We start from the raw sequence: 17,486 nt of genomic DNA, 5'->3' as shown, positions 1-17,486 counted from the left end.
CGGGCGACATGGGAATGCAAAACGCGCTGAACGAGTTTCTGACCAGATGGGAATTGGAAGACGCACAGCCCGTCGCGGATACAGGGCATGCACAGGTGTGGAGGGTCCGGACTTTGGACGACACGCTTGCCGCCATCAAGATCTATCGCCGGCCAAACCGTGGCAATGAAACAGCTGGTCCGCACCTTATGCATCTGTGGCGTAACCGGGGCGCTGTGCACATATTGGCCGAGGCCCCCAACGCCGTTTTGACGGAATGGCTTGAAGGGCCATCGCTTGGGGACATCGCGCGGTCGAGCTGCCCTGATAAGGCGATAAGTGGTCTGGCGACGGCAGCGGATCGACTGCACCAAAGCCCGACCATCAACGCGATCGGGCTGAAACCGCTTCAGGAAGTCTTCGCGCCAGTTTTCGACTGCCAATTCGCAGATGACTGCCCGACTGGGCTAAGGCGCGACATGATGCAGGCGATCAGCATTGGCCGTCACCTTCTGGACACGCAGGATACGGTTGTTCCGCTGCACGGGGATCTGCATCATGACAACGTGATCGCAACACCCGCCGGGCCTCGGGTATTTGACGCCAAGGGGTACATCGGTGATCCGGCTTTTGAGCTGGCCAACGCCCTACGCCACCCAAAAGGCATGCCAGAGTTGGTTCGGCGCCCTGAACAGATTGATATTGGCCTAGCGCTATACGCGACCGCCATGCGGGTTAACGAAAGACGACTTGCCCAATGGGCTGCCGCGAAATGTGCTCTGTCGATCTTCTGGCGCGCAGATGGCACCGTCACAAATGACCCGGAAGAAGACCTGTTGAACCTACTCCTGCAGGTAGCGGATCAGTAAAGACCGCCGCCCTGCAGATCACCCTGGCTGGCGTTGGGGCCAACAGTGATTGTGTTGCCAGTCGACGTGGTGACCTGACGGCCAGAGTTGGCCTCTTCGAACAGAGGCAGGTCGGAGCCCATCGCAAAGCCACCGTCATAGACACGGTCGATAAAGCCGTCGACGCCATCGCGGAAATATTCGGCCACTACATAGTCACCGGAAGCATCGGCAGGCAGGCGCGCGCCACTGAAGCGGTCGATCTTGATGAAGTGACCACCTTCGGGCACATCAAACGGCCCGCCACCGTATTTCTCGACCGCTTTCTCCATGAAGCTTTGGAACACTGGTCCGCACAATGTGCCCCCATAGGCCCCCCGCCCCATCGGACGTGGGCGGTCATAACCGATATAGCAACCAGCAACGATGTTCGAGGTGAAGCCGATGAACCACGCATCCTTGGATTCGTTCGTCGTACCCGTTTTACCCGCAGTCGGCACCGGCAGATTGACAACACTGGACGCGGTCCCACGATCCACCACACCTTTCATCATCGACGTCAGCTGATATGCGGTGATCGCATCCATGACCTGAGAGCGATTGGTCTCGATGGTGGGCGACTCGTCCGGCTCAAGCCAGGCCGAGTTACAATCCAAGCACTGACGGTCGTCGTGACGATAGATCGTCTTGCCGAACCGATCCTGAATACGGTCGACCAGAGTGGGCTCCACCCGCTCACCGCCGTTGGCGAACATCGCGTAGGCGGCGACCATCTTGTACAGCGTGGTTTCTTCCGACCCCAGCGAGTTCGCCAGGAACGCACCCATACGGTCATAGACACCAAACCGTTCCGCGTAGCCAGCGACAACAGGCATAGTCACCTCTTGCGCCAGACGAATGGTCATCAGGTTCCGTGACTGTTCGATCCCCGTGCGCAGCGGCGTTGGGCCGTAGAATTTGTTCGACGAGTTCTTGGGTCTCCACAGTCCTTGGGGCGTGTTCACCTCAATCGGGGCATCCACAACGATGGTTGCGGGGCTATAACCACTGTCCAGTGCGGCGGCATAGACGAAAGGCTTAAAGCTGGAACCCGGTTGGCGCTGTGCCTGCGTGGCGCGGTTGAACACCGAATCCTGATACGAGAACCCACCCTGCATCGCCAGAACACGGCCCGAGTTCACGTCCATCGCGACAAAGCCACCCTGCACTTCAGGCACCTGACGTGCAGACCACTGGCCTTCTTCCCCGGCCATAACCAGAATGACGTCGCCACGTTTGAAGTTCGCTGCGAAATCACCTTGCATCCATTTGATATCGGAACGTGGGATGATGCCGTCGGCCGGGCCGTCCTCGATCCCCACGGTCAATTGCTGTTCACCGACGTTCATCACAACTGCCGGATACCACTGCGTCGGAAGCACAACGTCACGTGGGATTTCTATGATGGCCAACGCTTCGCGCCACTGAGTTTCGTCGGTCAGTTTTTCTTCCGCAATAACTTCACCAGTCCCGCGCCATTTCCCGCGCGAGCGGTCGTATTTTTGCAGCGCGGTGCGCAGGGCTTTGGCGGCCTCAAGTTGCATTTCTTCGTCGACCGAGGCGCGGACAGCAAAGCCGCCGGTAAAGAACTCACCCTCGCCGAAATCGTCGCTCAGCTGGCGGCGTATCTCGTCGGTGAAATAGTCACGCGGCGGCAACGCCGTACGGAAGCTTTCGAAATCTCCGTTCTGGACCGAGCGGAGGGGCATTTCGACTTCGACCTCATAGGTCGCCTGATCGATATACCCATTCTGGTTCATCTCGCGCAAAACATAGTCCCGACGTGCAAGCAGACGCTTTTTTTGCCGAACCGGATGATAATCCGACGGCGCCTTCGGCATCGCGGCCAATGTCGCGGCCTCGTGCGGCTCCAGCTCTTGCAGTGTCTTGTTGAAATAAGTCTGTGCGGCGGCGGTCACACCATAGGAGTTCTGACCCAGAAAGATCTCGTTCATGTAAAGTTCGAGGATCTGTTCCTTGTCCAGCGTATCCTCAAGCCGAGTGGCGAGGATGATTTCCTTGATTTTCCGCTCGGCGCGGCGGTCGCCGGACAGCAGGAAATTCTTCATCACCTGCTGTGTAATGGTCGATGCACCGCGAACGGTTTCACCCTTGGACTTCACCGCCTCAACACCAGCAGCAATGATACCGCGCGGATCGTAACCCTGGTGGGTGTAGAAATTCTTGTCCTCAGCCGAGATAAACGCCTGCTTCACCAGATCGGGAATCTCTTCGGACGGTGTGAACAGGCGACGTTCCTGCGCGAACTCGTCGATCAACTGGCCTTCGCCTGAATAGATTCGGCTGATCGTGGGCGGTTTGTACTGCGCCAACGATTCATGGCTGGGCAGGTCGCGCCCATACATCCAGAAGATCGCGCCGACGACCAGCGCGGCCATGAAGATACCCAATGTCACGAGGCTGAAGATCGCCCCGAAAATCGAAAGAATGAAACGGATCACGTTACTGCCTTTTACTCGCGGTGACGCCTATATAGTGATGGCCCGGCGCAGGGTCAAAACACGATGGCCAATAATAGCCGGTTTACGTCGCAGGGTCACTGACCAATCAAGGATCTTTTGATCAGGTCGTCCTGCCGCCATTTCTTAAGACCATCGACAATGCCCTGCGCCATTCCAACGCGCCATTCCGGGTTCCTGATATTCTGCAGGTCCCGGGGACTGGATAGAAACCCAAGCTCGACCAAAACCGAAGGAATATCCGCTGCCTTGAGAACCGAGAAGGACGCTGTGCGGATCGGCCTGCTGTTCATCGGGCCGCCCTGTTGTGTCATGCCATCTGCCAACGCACGGGCCAGCGCATCAGTTCGGGGCTTGGTTTCCTGCCGCGCGATATCCAGCAGGATATCGGCCACCTGGTCATCCGCGCCGCTCAGATCGATCCCCGAGATCAGGTCACCCCGGTCATGACGTTCGGCCAGCTTGTCACTGGCCACATCTGATGCTTCGTCTGACAGTGTATAAACTGCGGCCCCATGCGCCCGCCCTTCGGACAGGATATCCGCATGCAGTGAGATAAACACATCGGCACCGGCCCTATGCGCCAGCGCGATGCGTCGTTCGAGCGAGACGAATTGGTCATCAACCCGCGTCATCACCACTTCGAACCCTCCAGTCCGCAATAGATGCTCGCGAAGTTCGCGCGCGAAGGTCAGCATCAGGGTCTTCTCGTCCAATCCGTCGACCTCGGCCCCCGGGTCGATGCCGCCATGGCCGGGGTCAAGCATGACTCGCAGGGCGCCTGCCCCGCCCCGGCGCGGCTGGGTCGCTGTCACTGCGGGTTCGGGCAGATCCCAACCTTGTTGACGGGGTGCCCCTGCGCCGGCGGCGAATGAATCGAAATCGGTTCCTTGCAGAAGCAGCGATAGTTGCGCGCCGCCAGCCGTTTCATCAATTTTCATCTCGGCGCGGTCGACGGCCAAGGGCGCGCCAAGCTCCAGAACCATTCGAGACCAACCGGGAACATATGCTCCGAACTGAACACCGCTGATACGATCAGTTTGCAGAAGCGCTTCGCGGTCAAGTCCTGTCCAGTCAACTTCTTGAAAATCAAGTACCATGCGATAGGGATCTTGCAATGTGAACACCCGGTAAGGCACGCCCTGGCTAAGGCCCAGATCGACCCTCACCCCTGCGCGACCTTCGTCCACAATGCGACTGTCATCCGGCAGCACGCGCGCAAGCGCGCTGAAATCATGCGCGACAGCGGCGGTCGACAGCGCCCAAAACAGCGCTATGGCGTAGATGATCCTGCTCATGGCCTCAAGTTTTCCCGAGATCGTTTGTCTGGCACCCTATCGCATCCGGGCCCCGTTGTGAACGGCTCAGGCCTGTTCCGTGATCGCACCGCGATCCACCATAAAGCGGTGCAGTCGCTGCAGACCTTCTTCGATGTCCGCCGTCGAGCGCGCGTATGAAAACCGCAGCGTTGTATGACCACGCAGCGGGTCGAAATCCAGCCCCGGCGTGACGGCTACCCCGGCCTTTTCTAACACCTCGGCCGCAAAAGCGCGGCTGTCGTCGGTCAGGTCCGAGACATCAGCGTAGACATAAAACGCCCCATCTGGCGGCGCGATATTTGTGAAACCGGCCTTGGGCAGCCCTTCCAGCATCAATCGGCGGTTGCGGCGATAAACATCCAGATTGGCCTGCAATTCGTCATTGCAATCCATTGCCGCCAGCGCAGCGACTTGGCTGGCGTGCGGCGCACAGATGAACATGTTCTGGGCGATCCGCTCAACCACCCTCACCTGATCTTCGGGAACCACCATCCAGCCAACGCGCCAGCCGGTCATCGAGAAATACTTGGAAAACGAGTTGATCACATAACACTCATCCGTCAGTTCCAGCGCGGTGACGGCTTTGGCCTCATACTCCAGCCCATGGTAAATCTCATCACTGATGAACGAAGCGCCCTGTCCCTGCGCGGCGTCTATCAGCGCGCCCATCGCTTTGTGATCCAACATCGTGCCGGTTGGGTTCGCAGGCGACGCAACCATCAGGCCCTGCAGGTCGAGCCCTGCGAAATCGGAAGGCACGGGTTGCAGCCGGTTCTCAGGTGCAGTGGGCAGATCGACAGGGACCAGACCTAACGCTTTTAGAATTTGCCGGTAAGACGGATAGCCCGGCGCGCCGATACCGACGCGGTCGCCGCTATCGAACAGGGCAGTGAAAGCCAGCAGAAACCCGCCGGACGATCCCGGTGTAACCACGACGCGGTCGGGGTTGAGATCGACGTTATACCACTCACCGTACAGGCTTGCGATCCGCTGCCGCAGCGCGGGCAGACCCAAAGCCACGGTATAGCCCAGCGGACCTTGATCCATTTCTCTGGCCAAGGCCTGAACGGCCCCCTTGGGCGCGCCCGTTCCCGGCTGGCCGACCTCCATATGGATGATGTGCCGCCCGGCCTCTTCAGCGCGGCGCGCGGCCTCCATTACGTCCATCACGATGAAGGGATCGACCCCGGATCGGGTTGAGTTTCTCATGCCCATCTCCCATGTTGCAGCCATGGCTTTTGAACGCTTATCCAGGCTGGCGTCAATCCCGGCCCTGTTGCTGATTGCAGTGACATGGATGAGCAGTGCGTTTCAGTCCAGCGCTCAAAGCCTGATCCGCGACCCCGATATCGAGCACGGGTTGCGCGAACTGGCCTTTCCCATTCTGCGGGCCGCCGGGCTAAACACCAATCGGGTGAAAATTCTGGTCGTCAATGACAGCACATTCAACGCATTTGTCATTGATTACAACGCGATATACGTAAATTATGGGCTAATCCTGACCGTCGAAAGCCCTGAGATGCTGCAAGCCGTGATCGCGCATGAGGCGGCTCATATCGCCAACGGCCATCTGGCCAGGCGGGTTGAAAACATGCGCGCCGCGCAGCGCAAAGCCCAACTGGGCACTGCGCTGGCCCTGATCGCCGCAGCCGCAGGTGGTGGCGAGGCCGCAGCGGGAATCGCCGCCGGCACATCCGCGTCTGCCCTGCGCAGTTTCCTGGGGCACACACGGGCAGAAGAGGCATCAGCCGACCGCAGTTCGGCCAGCTACCTGCGCGCGGCGGGGATCTCACCCAACGGGATGGTTGCCCTTCACCAAAAGTTTGCAGGTCAGGAGTTGCTGAACACCGCCAACCAAGACCCCTATATGCGATCCCACCCCACCAGCCGCGAACGGCTGCGCGCCGCTGAGGCGTTTGTGGGCGAGTTCAGCGATCATGCGTCGCCAAACCCCAACGCCGATTACTGGTTCGCGCGGGTCAAGGGCAAGCTATCGGCCTTCCTGCGTTCGCCGGGCTGGACCTTGCGCCGGTTGAAAGAGGAAAGCGCGCAGGACATCCGCCTGATGCGCGAAGCCGCCGCACATCATCAGAACCGCGATCTGGCCCGCGCAAGGGCAGCGATCGACGGCGCGCTGGAAATCCGGCCCGATGATCCGTTCTTTTATGAGTTAAAAGGGCAGATTCTATTGGAAAACAGGAAGTTGACCGATGCAATTAAAGCTTATGGGCAGGCTGTTGAGATGTCTCCGAATGATCCATTGCTTCTGGCGGGGTACGGGCGCGCCTTGCTGGCAGATGGGCAAACGACCGACGCCCTTAAGGTGCTTGAAAAGGCGCGCGCGCGGGACTATCGCAATGCACGACTGATGCAGGACCTTGGAATGGCTTATGCCAAGGTCGGAAATAACGGCATGGCCTCGGCTGTGACCGCAGAACGCTATGCCCTGCAAGGCCGCCTGGTCGACGCAGGCATTCACGCAAAACGCGCCGTCGGGCAATTGCCCGAAGGTTCACCTGGTTGGCAACGGGCACAGGATGTGTTGATTGCCTCGGAACGAGCGAAGAAAAAGAAAAGGAACCGGAAATGATCCTCAGACATGCTGCACCCGCCCTTCTGGGGCTTTCCCTGATCACCGGCCCCGCACAGGCCCTGGACCTGAGCACCATGAGCGATGCCGAACGCGAGCAGTTCGGTGTGCAGGTGCGCGAGTACCTTCTGGAAAACCCCGAAGTGATCATCGAAGCGATCAACATTCTTGAACAGCGCAACGCTGTGGCCGAAGCTTCTGCTGACAAGGAACTGGTCGCCGCGAATGCGGACGAGCTGTTCAACGACGGCTATAGCTGGGTTGGCGGCAACCCGGATGGCGACATCACTCTGGTCGAATTCATGGACTACCGCTGCGGCTACTGTCGCCGCGCCGTGCCCGAAGTCGCGAGCCTATTGGCTGAAGATGGCAATATCCGCCTTGTAATCAAGGAATTCCCGATCTTGGGCGACGCCTCGGTCCTGTCTTCGCGCTTTGCGGTAGCTACGAAACATGTGGCCGGCGCTGACGCTTACAAACAGGTCCATGACGCACTGATGGAATTCGGTGGAGAGCCTTCCGAAGTCTCCCTGCGCCGGATCTCGGATGGCCTCGGCCTGGACAGCGATGCGATCATTGCGGCCATGGACAGCGAACAGGTTACGGATGAAATCGGTCAGACCCGTGCGCTGGCGCAGCGTATGCAGATTTCAGGAACACCTTCATTTGTTCTGGGCACCGAGATGCTGCGTGGGTTCCTGCCAGCGGATCAGATGAAGCAGATTGCGGACGGTGTGCGCGCAGAACAGGGTTGATGAACAATGAGCACCTCTCGCTGAGGTGCTCTTCACCCAACAGCCTATTGGGGTTTTCACAATGAAGCGTAGGGAAGTTCTGCTGTCCGGCGGGGCGATTGGGTTAATGAGTGTCACACAGCAACCTTTTGCCCAAGCTGGTTTGGGCTATTTTGTTCCGGCGGAAGAAACGCGACACCAACGCACTTTCATGCAGTGGCCGGTAAGCCGCAATGTGTATCCAGATGCCCACTTGCGTGATCTGGTGCAGCAAACGATCGCCGATATTGCCAATGCGATATCGCCATTTGAACCGGTGACGATGCTGGCTGCCGCCGAACAGCATTCGGCAGCGCGTGAAAAACTTTCAACGGAAGTTGAATTGTGGGACGTCCCAACCGAAGACCTTTGGTGCCGGGATTCCGGACCGATCTTTTTGATTTCTGACGCCGGTGACATGGCGATCCGCAAAATCCAGTTCAATGGCTGGGGTGAGAAGCAAGCACATAAACAGGATGCTCGTGTCGCTGGTCGCGTTGCCGAACGACTGGGCTTGCCGCTTCTTCCTTCCGGCCTGAACGGTGAAGGTGGAGGTGTTGAGCAAGACGGGCACGGCCTGCTCATTGCGCATGAAAGCTCATGGGTGAATGACAATCGCAACCCTGGCCAGTCCCGTAACGAGATCGAAGCCAAACTTTTGGCCGCCTACGGAGCAAACCGCATGATTTGGTCCGAGGGTGTTTGGGGCGAAGACATCACCGACTACCATATCGACAGTCTGGCACGCTTTACTGGACCGGGTCGTGTTCTGGTCAACCTTCCGGACGAACCTGATTTTCAGGACCCCTTCCACCTTGCGGCGTTGGACACCCATGACCGATTGGTCGCGGAAGGCTTACAAGTAGACGTCATTCCGGAACCGATCAGAAGACGGATCAAAGATCCAGAGTTCGTAGCGTCCTATGCAAACTACTATGTTTGCAATGGCGCGGTCATCATGGCCCAATTTGGTGACAAAGAAACCGACACCATCGCGCGCGACGCCCTGTCCCGGCATTACCCGGGGCGCGAAGTTGTGGCACTAAACGTTGATATTTTAGGCGAATTTGGTGGCGGTATTCACTGCGCAACGCAACAAATGCCCGCCGTCTGAATTGACCCGAGGGTCAGTGACATTAACTATTCCGCCGCCTCAGCCACGGCATCCAGTTCAGCGGCCTTCTTTTCGACCTCATCAACGATGTGATCAATCATCTGGTCGTTCGACATCTTGTGGCTGGCCTTGCCTGCCAGATAAACCATACCCGATCCAGCGCCACCTCCGGTGAAACCGACATCGGTCATCAGCGCCTCACCCGGTCCGTTCACTACGCAGCCGATGATCGACAGGCTCATCGGTGTTTTTATGTGTTCCAAACGCTGTTCCAGCGCCTCGACCGTTTTGATCACGTCGAACCCCTGCCGCGCGCAGGAGGGGCACGAGATGATGTTCACGCCGCGATGGCGCAGGCCTAGAGATTTCAGGATCTCAAAGCCCACTTTTACTTCTTCGACCGGGTCAGCGGACAAGCTGACACGGATCGTGTCGCCAATACCCATCCACAGCAGATTACCCAGCCCGATGGCCGATTTGATGGTGCCTGACACCAGTCCGCCAGCCTCGGTGATGCCTAAGTGGATCGGCGCGTCCGTGGCCTCGGCAATGCCCTGATAGGCTGCGGCTGACAGGAAGACGTCGCTGGCCTTCACGCTTATCTTGAATTCGTGAAAGTCGTTGTCCTGCAGGATACGAATATGCTCCAACCCGCTTTCGACCATCGCCTCGGGGCATGGTTCGCCATATTTCTCAAGCAGGTGCTTTTCCAGACTACCGGCGTTCACCCCGATGCGGATCGAGCAATTATGGTCCTGCGCGGCCTTGATAACCTCTTTCACACGCTTTTCATCGCCGATATTGCCCGGGTTGATGCGCAGGCATGCGGCACCCGCTTCGGCAGCTTCGATACCGCGCCGATAGTGAAAGTGGATGTCGGCCACGATAGGAACCGGGCTTTCGCGCACGATCTCTGTTAGTGCTTTCGATGACGCCTCATCAGGGACGGAAATCCGCACGATATCGGCACCCGCCTCTGCTGCGGCCTGAACCTGCGCAATGGTCCCGGCAACATCCGTTGTCAGGGTGTTCGTCATCGTCTGGACAGCAATGGGTGCGTCGCCCCCGACCGGAACATTTCCAACCATAATCTGGCGAGATTTGCGGCGGTAGATATTGCGCCACGGGCGGACGTGATTAAGGGACATGAGGACGGGTCCAAAGCTGCCTGAGTTGCGTCTTTAAATAGTCCGCCTACCCGGCCACCGCAATGGCCAGATCACTCAGCAGGCGTTTCTGGTACTTCCGCCTGAAGTTCGGCCACCAATTGTTTGAGGGCGCTGTTCTGTTCGGATTCCAGATCGGCGATCTCATAGCGTTCGGCAACCGCGTCCTTGGACAGCAGAACACCTTTGGTCACCGTGCCCGGCGCGCCAACAGGCCCGAAATGTTCACCATTCATCGAGAAATAAACGGAACCCGAAGCCCCTGCACGCAGTTGCGGTGGTTCTTCGGTCAGCGGAATTTCGAATGTATTGCCCTGCTCGACCGTACCCAATGTGCCTTCAAACAGAACGCTTCCATCGGCGGCGCGAATACGCATCCACGATGGCGCAACGGCCACGATTTTCAGTGCGGTATCAACCTGTTCAACAACCTGCGGCAATGCGAGGCGTTCAACTGTGTGCACTTCGGCCACTTCAATCCGGGGTGCCTCTGGCGGGCGGAACGTTCCGACTGTGCGAGGGTCCAATGTGGCAATCGGCGCGTCACGTGCCACAAGAACCGGAACATCCAGCGCCTGTGGGCGATAAAGACGATCCAGCGCCTCGGGGGTCGGTGCTGTGGATTCTGCTGCTTCGGCAAGTTCTAACGGAGCGCGGGCTGCATCCAACGGGTCGAGATCGGACAGAACCACCGGGGCCTGCTCAACCGGGCTCACCTGAACCTGTTGGATTTTGTTCAGAACCGCCCAACCGCCATAGCCAATGCCACCAATCACCGCCAGCAGGACCAGAGACGATCCAATAGCACGGGGCTCAATCTGGCTGACCAGAGATTCCCTGCCCGGGATGTAAGGTGTATTCGGCGAGATGAACGGATCGCGCCCCATCGGGCCCCGCGCGGGCAACCCGCCGGATGGTTTACGCACAACCGAAGCCTCGGCTGACATACCATGGGCTACTTCGAACCCGCTTTCGGCGCAGAACGTGGCAAAGGTATCATCCGGGTTCATGCCCAGATAGCGTGCATAAGAACGCACATACCCGGCGATGAAGCCGGGTGTGTCAAACGCATCGGGATCAGCGTCTTCGATGGCAGCTATGTAGTTGGCTTTGATCCGCAGTTCGCGCTGAACATCCAGAAGAGACTTACCCATGGTCGCGCGTTCTCCGCGCATCCTGTCGCCAAGCCGTACCTCATAGTCGTCAAAGCCCTTCGGCCTGACGTCCGTGGTTTCTTCGGAATCGCGCTGTGATCTGCGCCCAATCATCCCTGCTGCCCCATTCTGCCTTGCGCGTGTTACACGCCAACGGCGAATCGCCTACGTAACGATTCGTGCGTCTCTTTTGTTAGCGTAAGCTTAACACGCGACAAACGCATTGCACACTTTGGCGTGAGGTTATCCGGCAAGTTCGGCGCGATTTAGCGCACAATGTGACCAAAGTTCGTCCATCGCATGGATCAGTCGGTTCATTTCACCCGGTCCGTGGATCGGTGACGGGGTAAAACGCAGGCGTTCCGTGCCGCGCGGCACGGTCGGGAAGTTGATCGGCTGGACGTAAATTCCATGGTCATCCAGCAGTCTGTCACTCAGGATTTTGGTGTGCACCGGGTTGCCGACGATCACAGGTACGATGTGGCTGCCATGATCGATTAACGGCAGGCCCATCCCTTTCAGGCGTAGCTTAAGCACCTTGGCCTGTGTCTGATGCTGCTCTCGCAACTCTGACGCACCTTTCAGATATGCCACCGAAGCGGCAGCACCGGCGGCAACGGCCGGAGGCAGCGACGTCGTGAAGATGAAGCCTGGCGCGTAAGAGCGCACAGCGTCACACATTTTCTCGCTGGCGGCGATATAGCCCCCCATCACGCCATAGGCCTTGGCAAGAGTCCCGTTGATGATGTCGATGCGATGCGCCAGACGATCACGCTCGGTCACGCCACCACCGCGTGGGCCGTACATGCCAACCGCGTGCACCTCGTCGATGTAGGTCAGCGCGCCAAACTCATCGGCCAGATCACATATCTCTTCAATTGGGCCGAAATCGCCATCCATCGAATAGACGGACTCGAACGCGATCAGCTTAGGGGCTGCGGGATCGTCAGCCTCAAGCAGTTTACGCAGATGCGCGACGTCGTTGTGACGGAAGATGCGCTTGGCACCGCCATTGCGGCGTACGCCTTCAATCATCGAGGCATGGTTCAGCGCATCGGAATAAATGATCAGACCGGGGAAAAGCTTTGGCAAGGTGCTGAGTGTCGCGTCATTCGCGATATATGCACTGGTGAACAGCAACGCCGCCTCTTTGCCGTGCAAATCCGCCAACTCAGCTTCAAGTTGCTTGTGGTAGACAGTGGTGCCCGAAATGTTACGCGTTCCGCCGGAACCTGCACCAGCAGCATCAACGGCATCATGCATAGCATTCAGAACAACCGGATTCTGACCCATACCCAAATAGTCGTTTCCACACCACACCGTGATATTCTGCTGCGAGCCGTCCGGACGTGTCCGTACAGCATGCGGGAAATGACCCTTCTGGCGTTCGATATCAATAAAGGTCCGATAACGGCCTTCGTCATGCAGCCTGGCAATCGCTGAATCGAGCTGAGCAGTATAGTCCACCAGTTTCTCCTTCTGTGCCCGACATAGACGTGCTGTTTGTCGAACCCGTTATTTCCCCGGATGACGGATCAAGCCGTCCCCGCGGTTTGCTTCCCCTTGACTATCTTGCCTAGCGGCATTGTCAGAGTCGCAGCATTGATCTGTATCAATTATCCCTGTTCACGCCCCCCGACAAGTAAAGTTACGGCCATAAGACGCGAGGAAACGACGCAGGCGATAACCCTGCCACACATTCTGTTTCCGACAGTATACTGCAAATCCTGCCGATACGCACTGGACGGCGCCGCCGGTGCTGTTAGGTTCCGCAGCAGTTCACGCCATTCAGGAGAAGCTCATGTCGCTAGACGCTGTTCTGAGCAGGATCGACACCGATCTGTCCACGTCCATCGACCGTTTGATGGAATTTCTGCGCATCCCGTCGATCTCAACCGACCCGGCCTATAAAGAGCAGGTAGATCAGGCCGCCGACTGGCTGGTCGCCGACCTGCAAAGCATAGGCATTGCGGCCGAAAAACGCGAAACCCCCGGCCATCCGATGGTCGTTGGCCATGTGGGCGAGGACAACGACGGCCCGCACGTTCTGTTTTATGGTCACTATGACGTGCAACCCGTTGATCCGCTGGAGCTTTGGAATCGCGATCCGTTTGACCCAGCATTGGAAGAAACTGAAAACGGACAGGTGATCCGCGGTCGAGGGTCCTCGGATGACAAAGGCCAGTTGATGACCTTTGTTGAGGCCTGCCGCGCATGGAAGGCGATCCACGGCACCCTGCCCTGCCGCATCACGTTTTTCTTCGAAGGAGAAGAGGAATCCGGATCACCTTCATTGGTACCCTTCCTCGAAGCCAACAAGGACGAGCTGAAAGCGGATCTTGCGCTGGTATGCGACACCTCGATGGTCTCGCGTGGTGTGCCCTCCATCGCCTCGCAATTGCGCGGCATGCTCAAGGATGAGTTCACTATCGTCGGCCCACGTATCGACCTGCATTCCGGTCATTACGGCGGCCCTGGCCTGAACCCGCTGCGTGAGCTTTCGAAAATCGTCGCCTCGTTCTACGACGACGAAACCGGCCGCGTCGCCGTTGACGGGTTTTACGAAGGTGCACACGAAGTGCCCGCTGAGCAACTGCGCCAATGGGAAAACTGCGGTTTTGATGAGGCGGAATACCTGAACTCGGTTGGCTATTCGCAACCCCATGGTGAAAAAGGCTATTCCACATTGGAACAGCAATGGGCACGTCCAACGCTGGAAGTGAACGGCCTGTGGGGTGGCTATAACGGTGCAGGTTCGAAAACCGTGATCCCGTCCGAAGCGCACTGCAAGATCACCTGCCGGCTGGTCGGCGACATGGACCCCGATGCCCTGCGCGACAAAGTCCGCAAACATGTCGAAGATCGCCTGTCGCCCGACGCGAAAGTTGTCTGGGACAACGATCTCGAAGGGGCTCCGGCATCGGTGATGAACCTTGATCGCCCCGAATTCGAGGCCGCGCGCGGCGCGTTATCAGATGAGTGGAACCGCGAAGCTGTCTTTACCGGCATGGGCGGTTCGATCCCGGTGGTTGGCTATTTTGATTCGGTTCTCGGACTGGACTCGATGCTCGTCGGCTATGCCAATGACGACGACGCCATCCACTCACCGAACGAAAAGTATGACGTGAAAAGTTTCCACAAGGGCATTCGTTCGTGGGCGCGCATACTGGACGCATTTCATAAATAAGATATTTGCGAGGCTCTGCCTCGCGCTCCGGGAAAAAAAGCCAGATGAAGGAAGGATCCTTACTTCATCTGGCCAAAAAATCCCCGGGGGAGACGCCCGGCACGGGCGGTGGGGGCCAGAGCCCCCATTCTTACATGTGGATCACACGGCCATAAGCATCCAGCACGCTTTCGTGCATCATTTCCGACAGAGTCGGGTGTGGGAAGACAGTGTTCATCAGGTCTTCCTCAGTAGTCTCCAATTGCCGTCCCACTACGTAGCCTTGAATCAACTCAGTAACTTCCGCGCCGATCATGTGTGCGCCCAGTAGTTCACCTGTCTTGGCGTCGAAAATCGTTTTGATCAGGCCCTCGGGTTCACCCAGCGCGATGGCTTTGCCGTTGCCAATGAACGGGAACTTGCCGACCTTGATGTCATAGCCAAGCTCTTTCGCCTTGGCTTCGGTGTACCCCACCGATGCGACCTGAGGCTGACAGTAGGTGCAGCCGGCGATGCTTTCGGGTTTCACTGGATGCGCGTGTTTACCGGCAATCAATTCTGCAACCATAACACCTTCATGGCTGGCTTTATGCGCCAGCCAGGGTGCGCCTGCGATGTCACCAATGGCAAAAAGACCATCAACACCAGTGCGGCAGAATTCATCCGTGACGACATGGGTACGGTCAATCTTGACGCCCAAGGCCTCGAGCCCAAGGTTTTCGACGTTACCGACAATCCCGACTGCCGAGATCACGGTGTCAAAGTCGTGCTTTTCAACCTTGCCCTTAACCTCAATATGCGCCGTGACCTTACCCTTGGCGCGGTCCAGTTGCTTGACCATGGCCTTTTCCATGATGGTCATGCCTTGTTTGGTAAAGGCCTTCTTGGCCAGCGCGCTGATTTCGGCGTCCTCGACCGGCAGGACCCGGTCCATAACCTCGACCACAGTCGTGTCTGCGCCCAACGTATTATAGAAGCTGGCGAATTCGATTCCGATTGCACCGGACCCGATCACCAACAGCTTTTTTGGCATCCGTGGCGGCTGGAGCGCGTGCTTGTAGGTCCAGACCAGATCGCCATCCGCTTCCAATCCGGGCAATTCCCGCGCCCGCGCACCGGTGGCCAGAACGATGTTCTTGGCGGTCAGTTCCTCGGTGCCCTTGTCGGTTTTGACGGTGACCTTGCCTTTTGCAGGGATCGTTGCCGCGCCCATGACAACGGTCACTTTGTTCTTTTTCAACAGATGGCCAATGCCGCCCGACAGCTGCGCCGCAACGCCGCGTGAACGCTTGACGACCGCATCCAGATCAAAACCAATCTTGTCAGCGCTCAGGCCGAAATCCTTGGCCCGCTCCATCAGATGGAACACTTCGGAGGTCCGCAGCAGCGCCTTGGTCGGGATACAGCCCCAGTTCAGACAGATACCGCCTAAATGTTCGCGTTCGACCACGGCGGTCTTCAAGCCCAGCTGAGCCGCACGGATAGCGGCCACATAACCACCGGGACCAGCGCCAATTACGATCAGATCAAAAGATTGTGCTGCCATGTTTCCCTCTCGGCGCAGGTCGATTCAGAAATTAGTTTACCATTAAACTAATATCCTGAATGCATCAACATATTGCTCCCGCGACAAAACAGACGCAGGGTAAACTGGCGCGGTATGCGCTGTTTTCAGCCTATACCGCGCGTGAACCTATGGCTAGAAGATACGCACCACTTTGTGAAACCCAAGTCATTCGAAAGGCTTACCATGGCCAAAACACTCAAAGACCTGTTGCTTGCCCTGCTGAACGCCACGCTTATCCTGATTGCACTTTGCCTGTTTCTGGGATGGAAGCTGGCTTCTACAGTCGACGACCTTACCGTCAAGTTTGCCGAGAAGGTCCAGATCGTAGCGCCCCTGAAGGAAGACGTTCAAGGGATACGCGGTGAACTGACGGCATTGCGCAGCGACCTGTCATCCCTTCAGCTTAGCGGAACAGCAGCCGATAGTGCCACCGCCCGAAAACTGTCTGAAGCTTTGGAAAAGCTGAATGATTTAGAGAATAACCTGCAAGCTTCACAGGCGAGAATAGCCGAGTTGACCGAGGCCCCGGACCAGTTAATCAACACTGCAATTGAAAATTCGGCCGACATTGTCGCCGACCGGATCATTGCAATCCGAGGCTGCGAGCCGGCGTCCTAGCCGGCTGTCTGCAGCTCGCGCACGGTCGCGCCGTATCCGCCCATGTCGACATAGGCGGCCTCGTGCTCGGTCATTGGGCGCGAGAGAGCGTCGTTGCGGTATGGGAACCGGCCGAACTTGCGGATCACTTCGCGATGCGCCCTTGCGTGCAACAGGTTGCCGTCGTCGCCATCGGTCATGTTTTGACACATCAGGCGCACACAGCGTTCCTGGTCACACAGGTTTTCCGAATGCATCAATGGAAGATAAAAGAACTGGCGGGCCGGTTCGTCGATCTTCATATCCCACCCTTTGTCCACCGCACATTTCGCTGCTGACAACGCCGCGCGGTCTGAGGCGAAGGCCTCAGCGCTTCCTCGGAACATGTTGCGTGGAAACTGATCCATCAGGATGATGTACGCCAATGCACCGCTGGGATAGGTCAGCCAGAGAGAGAACTTGCCTTCACTCGCAGCCTCCCATGTGGTCAGGAACCTGTCGCGGATTTCTGCATCCAATGCATCATCCTGCAGATACCAACCCTTGGGACCAACCTCATCTAACCAAAAACTCAATACATCTTCAGGACTTGCCATGCCCTTAACTCCGTCGTGTTTCCCCCCCAAGGGACTTAAATTCATTTAAGTGTGTTTTACAGAATTGTAACAGTAAATTATTGCAACACTTGCGACAT

Annotated in this window: 14 protein-coding genes; 6 read left to right on the top strand and 8 right to left on the bottom strand. The window is 57.7% G+C overall.

Annotated features, from left to right (window positions below):
* Positions 1 to 8 precede the first annotated feature (8 nt).
* Entirely contained in the window at positions 9 to 848 is an 840-nt protein-coding gene (locus AC2FLA_RS12610) for an aminoglycoside phosphotransferase family protein (protein ID WP_496722591.1), read from the top strand.
* Here the strand turns inward: AC2FLA_RS12610 and AC2FLA_RS12605 are convergent.
* The 3 genes from AC2FLA_RS12605 to AC2FLA_RS12595 all read right to left on the bottom strand — a co-directional run bounded on the left by AC2FLA_RS12605 (position 842) and on the right by AC2FLA_RS12595 (position 5,874).
* The gene (locus AC2FLA_RS12605; protein ID WP_496722589.1) at positions 842 to 3,328 is read right to left on the bottom strand and encodes a penicillin-binding protein 1A; all 2,487 of its coding nucleotides are present in this window, start codon (positions 3,326 to 3,328) and stop codon (positions 842 to 844) included. The genes AC2FLA_RS12610 and AC2FLA_RS12605 overlap by 7 nt on opposite strands.
* A 95-nt stretch (positions 3,329 to 3,423) precedes the next feature.
* Complete coding sequence (locus tag AC2FLA_RS12600; protein ID WP_496722587.1) at positions 3,424 to 4,644, bottom strand: N-acetylmuramoyl-L-alanine amidase; 1,221 nt, start codon at positions 4,642 to 4,644, stop codon at positions 3,424 to 3,426.
* Positions 4,645 to 4,710: 66 nt separating this feature from the next.
* Positions 4,711 to 5,874, bottom strand: a complete 1,164-nt coding sequence (locus AC2FLA_RS12595; RefSeq protein ID WP_496722586.1) for a pyridoxal phosphate-dependent aminotransferase — start codon at positions 5,872 to 5,874, stop codon at positions 4,711 to 4,713.
* On the opposite strand from AC2FLA_RS12595, the gene AC2FLA_RS12590 reads away from it, so the two are divergent.
* From AC2FLA_RS12590 to AC2FLA_RS12580, 3 genes are all read left to right on the top strand, one after another.
* Positions 5,873 to 7,255 (top strand): M48 family metalloprotease, encoded by a 1,383-nt coding sequence (locus tag AC2FLA_RS12590; protein WP_496722584.1) that lies wholly within the window; start codon positions 5,873 to 5,875, stop codon positions 7,253 to 7,255. The two genes, AC2FLA_RS12595 and AC2FLA_RS12590, sit on opposite strands and share 2 nt — an antisense overlap.
* Positions 7,252 to 8,010 carry a DsbA family protein gene (locus tag AC2FLA_RS12585; protein WP_108860388.1) on the top strand — a complete coding sequence of 253 codons (759 nt, stop codon included), beginning with the start codon at positions 7,252 to 7,254 and terminating at the stop codon, positions 8,008 to 8,010. The genes AC2FLA_RS12590 and AC2FLA_RS12585 overlap by 4 nt, the downstream gene beginning before the upstream one ends.
* 61 nt (positions 8,011 to 8,071) lie before the next feature.
* Positions 8,072 to 9,142 (top strand): agmatine deiminase family protein, encoded by a 1,071-nt coding sequence (locus tag AC2FLA_RS12580; RefSeq protein ID WP_496722583.1) that lies wholly within the window; start codon positions 8,072 to 8,074, stop codon positions 9,140 to 9,142.
* A 26-nt stretch (positions 9,143 to 9,168) separates the two neighbouring features.
* Here AC2FLA_RS12580 and ispG read toward each other — a convergent pair whose 3' ends face one another.
* From ispG to hemA, 3 genes are all read right to left on the bottom strand, one after another.
* Complete coding sequence (gene ispG / locus AC2FLA_RS12575; protein ID WP_496722581.1) at positions 9,169 to 10,290, bottom strand: flavodoxin-dependent (E)-4-hydroxy-3-methylbut-2-enyl-diphosphate synthase; 1,122 nt, start codon at positions 10,288 to 10,290, stop codon at positions 9,169 to 9,171.
* Between the two features lie 71 nt (positions 10,291 to 10,361).
* Positions 10,362 to 11,576: a helix-turn-helix domain-containing protein gene (locus tag AC2FLA_RS12570; RefSeq protein ID WP_496722579.1), complete on the bottom strand. Its 1,215-nt coding sequence runs from the start codon at positions 11,574 to 11,576 to the stop codon at positions 10,362 to 10,364.
* 129 nt (positions 11,577 to 11,705) lie between these two features.
* Complete coding sequence (gene hemA / locus AC2FLA_RS12565; RefSeq protein WP_496722578.1) at positions 11,706 to 12,929, bottom strand: 5-aminolevulinate synthase; 1,224 nt, start codon at positions 12,927 to 12,929, stop codon at positions 11,706 to 11,708.
* Positions 12,930 to 13,263: 334 nt separating this feature from the next.
* Between hemA and AC2FLA_RS12560 the strand changes: the two genes are divergently transcribed.
* Positions 13,264 to 14,649 carry a dipeptidase gene (locus AC2FLA_RS12560; protein WP_496722576.1) on the top strand — a complete coding sequence of 462 codons (1,386 nt, stop codon included), beginning with the start codon at positions 13,264 to 13,266 and terminating at the stop codon, positions 14,647 to 14,649.
* Between the two features lie 130 nt (positions 14,650 to 14,779).
* On the opposite strand, the gene lpdA is transcribed toward AC2FLA_RS12560, so the two are convergent.
* A complete protein-coding gene (gene lpdA, locus AC2FLA_RS12555; protein ID WP_496722574.1) occupies positions 14,780 to 16,174 on the bottom strand; it encodes a dihydrolipoyl dehydrogenase in 1,395 nt (464 codons plus the stop codon).
* A gap of 204 nt (positions 16,175 to 16,378) precedes the next feature.
* Between lpdA and AC2FLA_RS12550 the strand changes: the two genes are divergently transcribed.
* Positions 16,379 to 16,813: a hypothetical protein gene (locus AC2FLA_RS12550; RefSeq protein ID WP_496722573.1), complete on the top strand. Its 435-nt coding sequence runs from the start codon at positions 16,379 to 16,381 to the stop codon at positions 16,811 to 16,813.
* Here AC2FLA_RS12550 and AC2FLA_RS12545 read toward each other — a convergent pair.
* A complete protein-coding gene (locus tag AC2FLA_RS12545; RefSeq protein WP_058273984.1) occupies positions 16,810 to 17,388 on the bottom strand; it encodes a DUF924 family protein in 579 nt (192 codons plus the stop codon). The genes AC2FLA_RS12550 and AC2FLA_RS12545 overlap by 4 nt on opposite strands.
* Positions 17,389 to 17,486: the final 98 nt, after the last annotated feature.

The sequence above is a fragment of the Ruegeria sp. CDSA033 genome, assembly GCF_059612305.1.
Note: the sequence above shows the minus strand (reverse complement) of the source record. Positions and strands in the feature narration are given on the sequence as shown.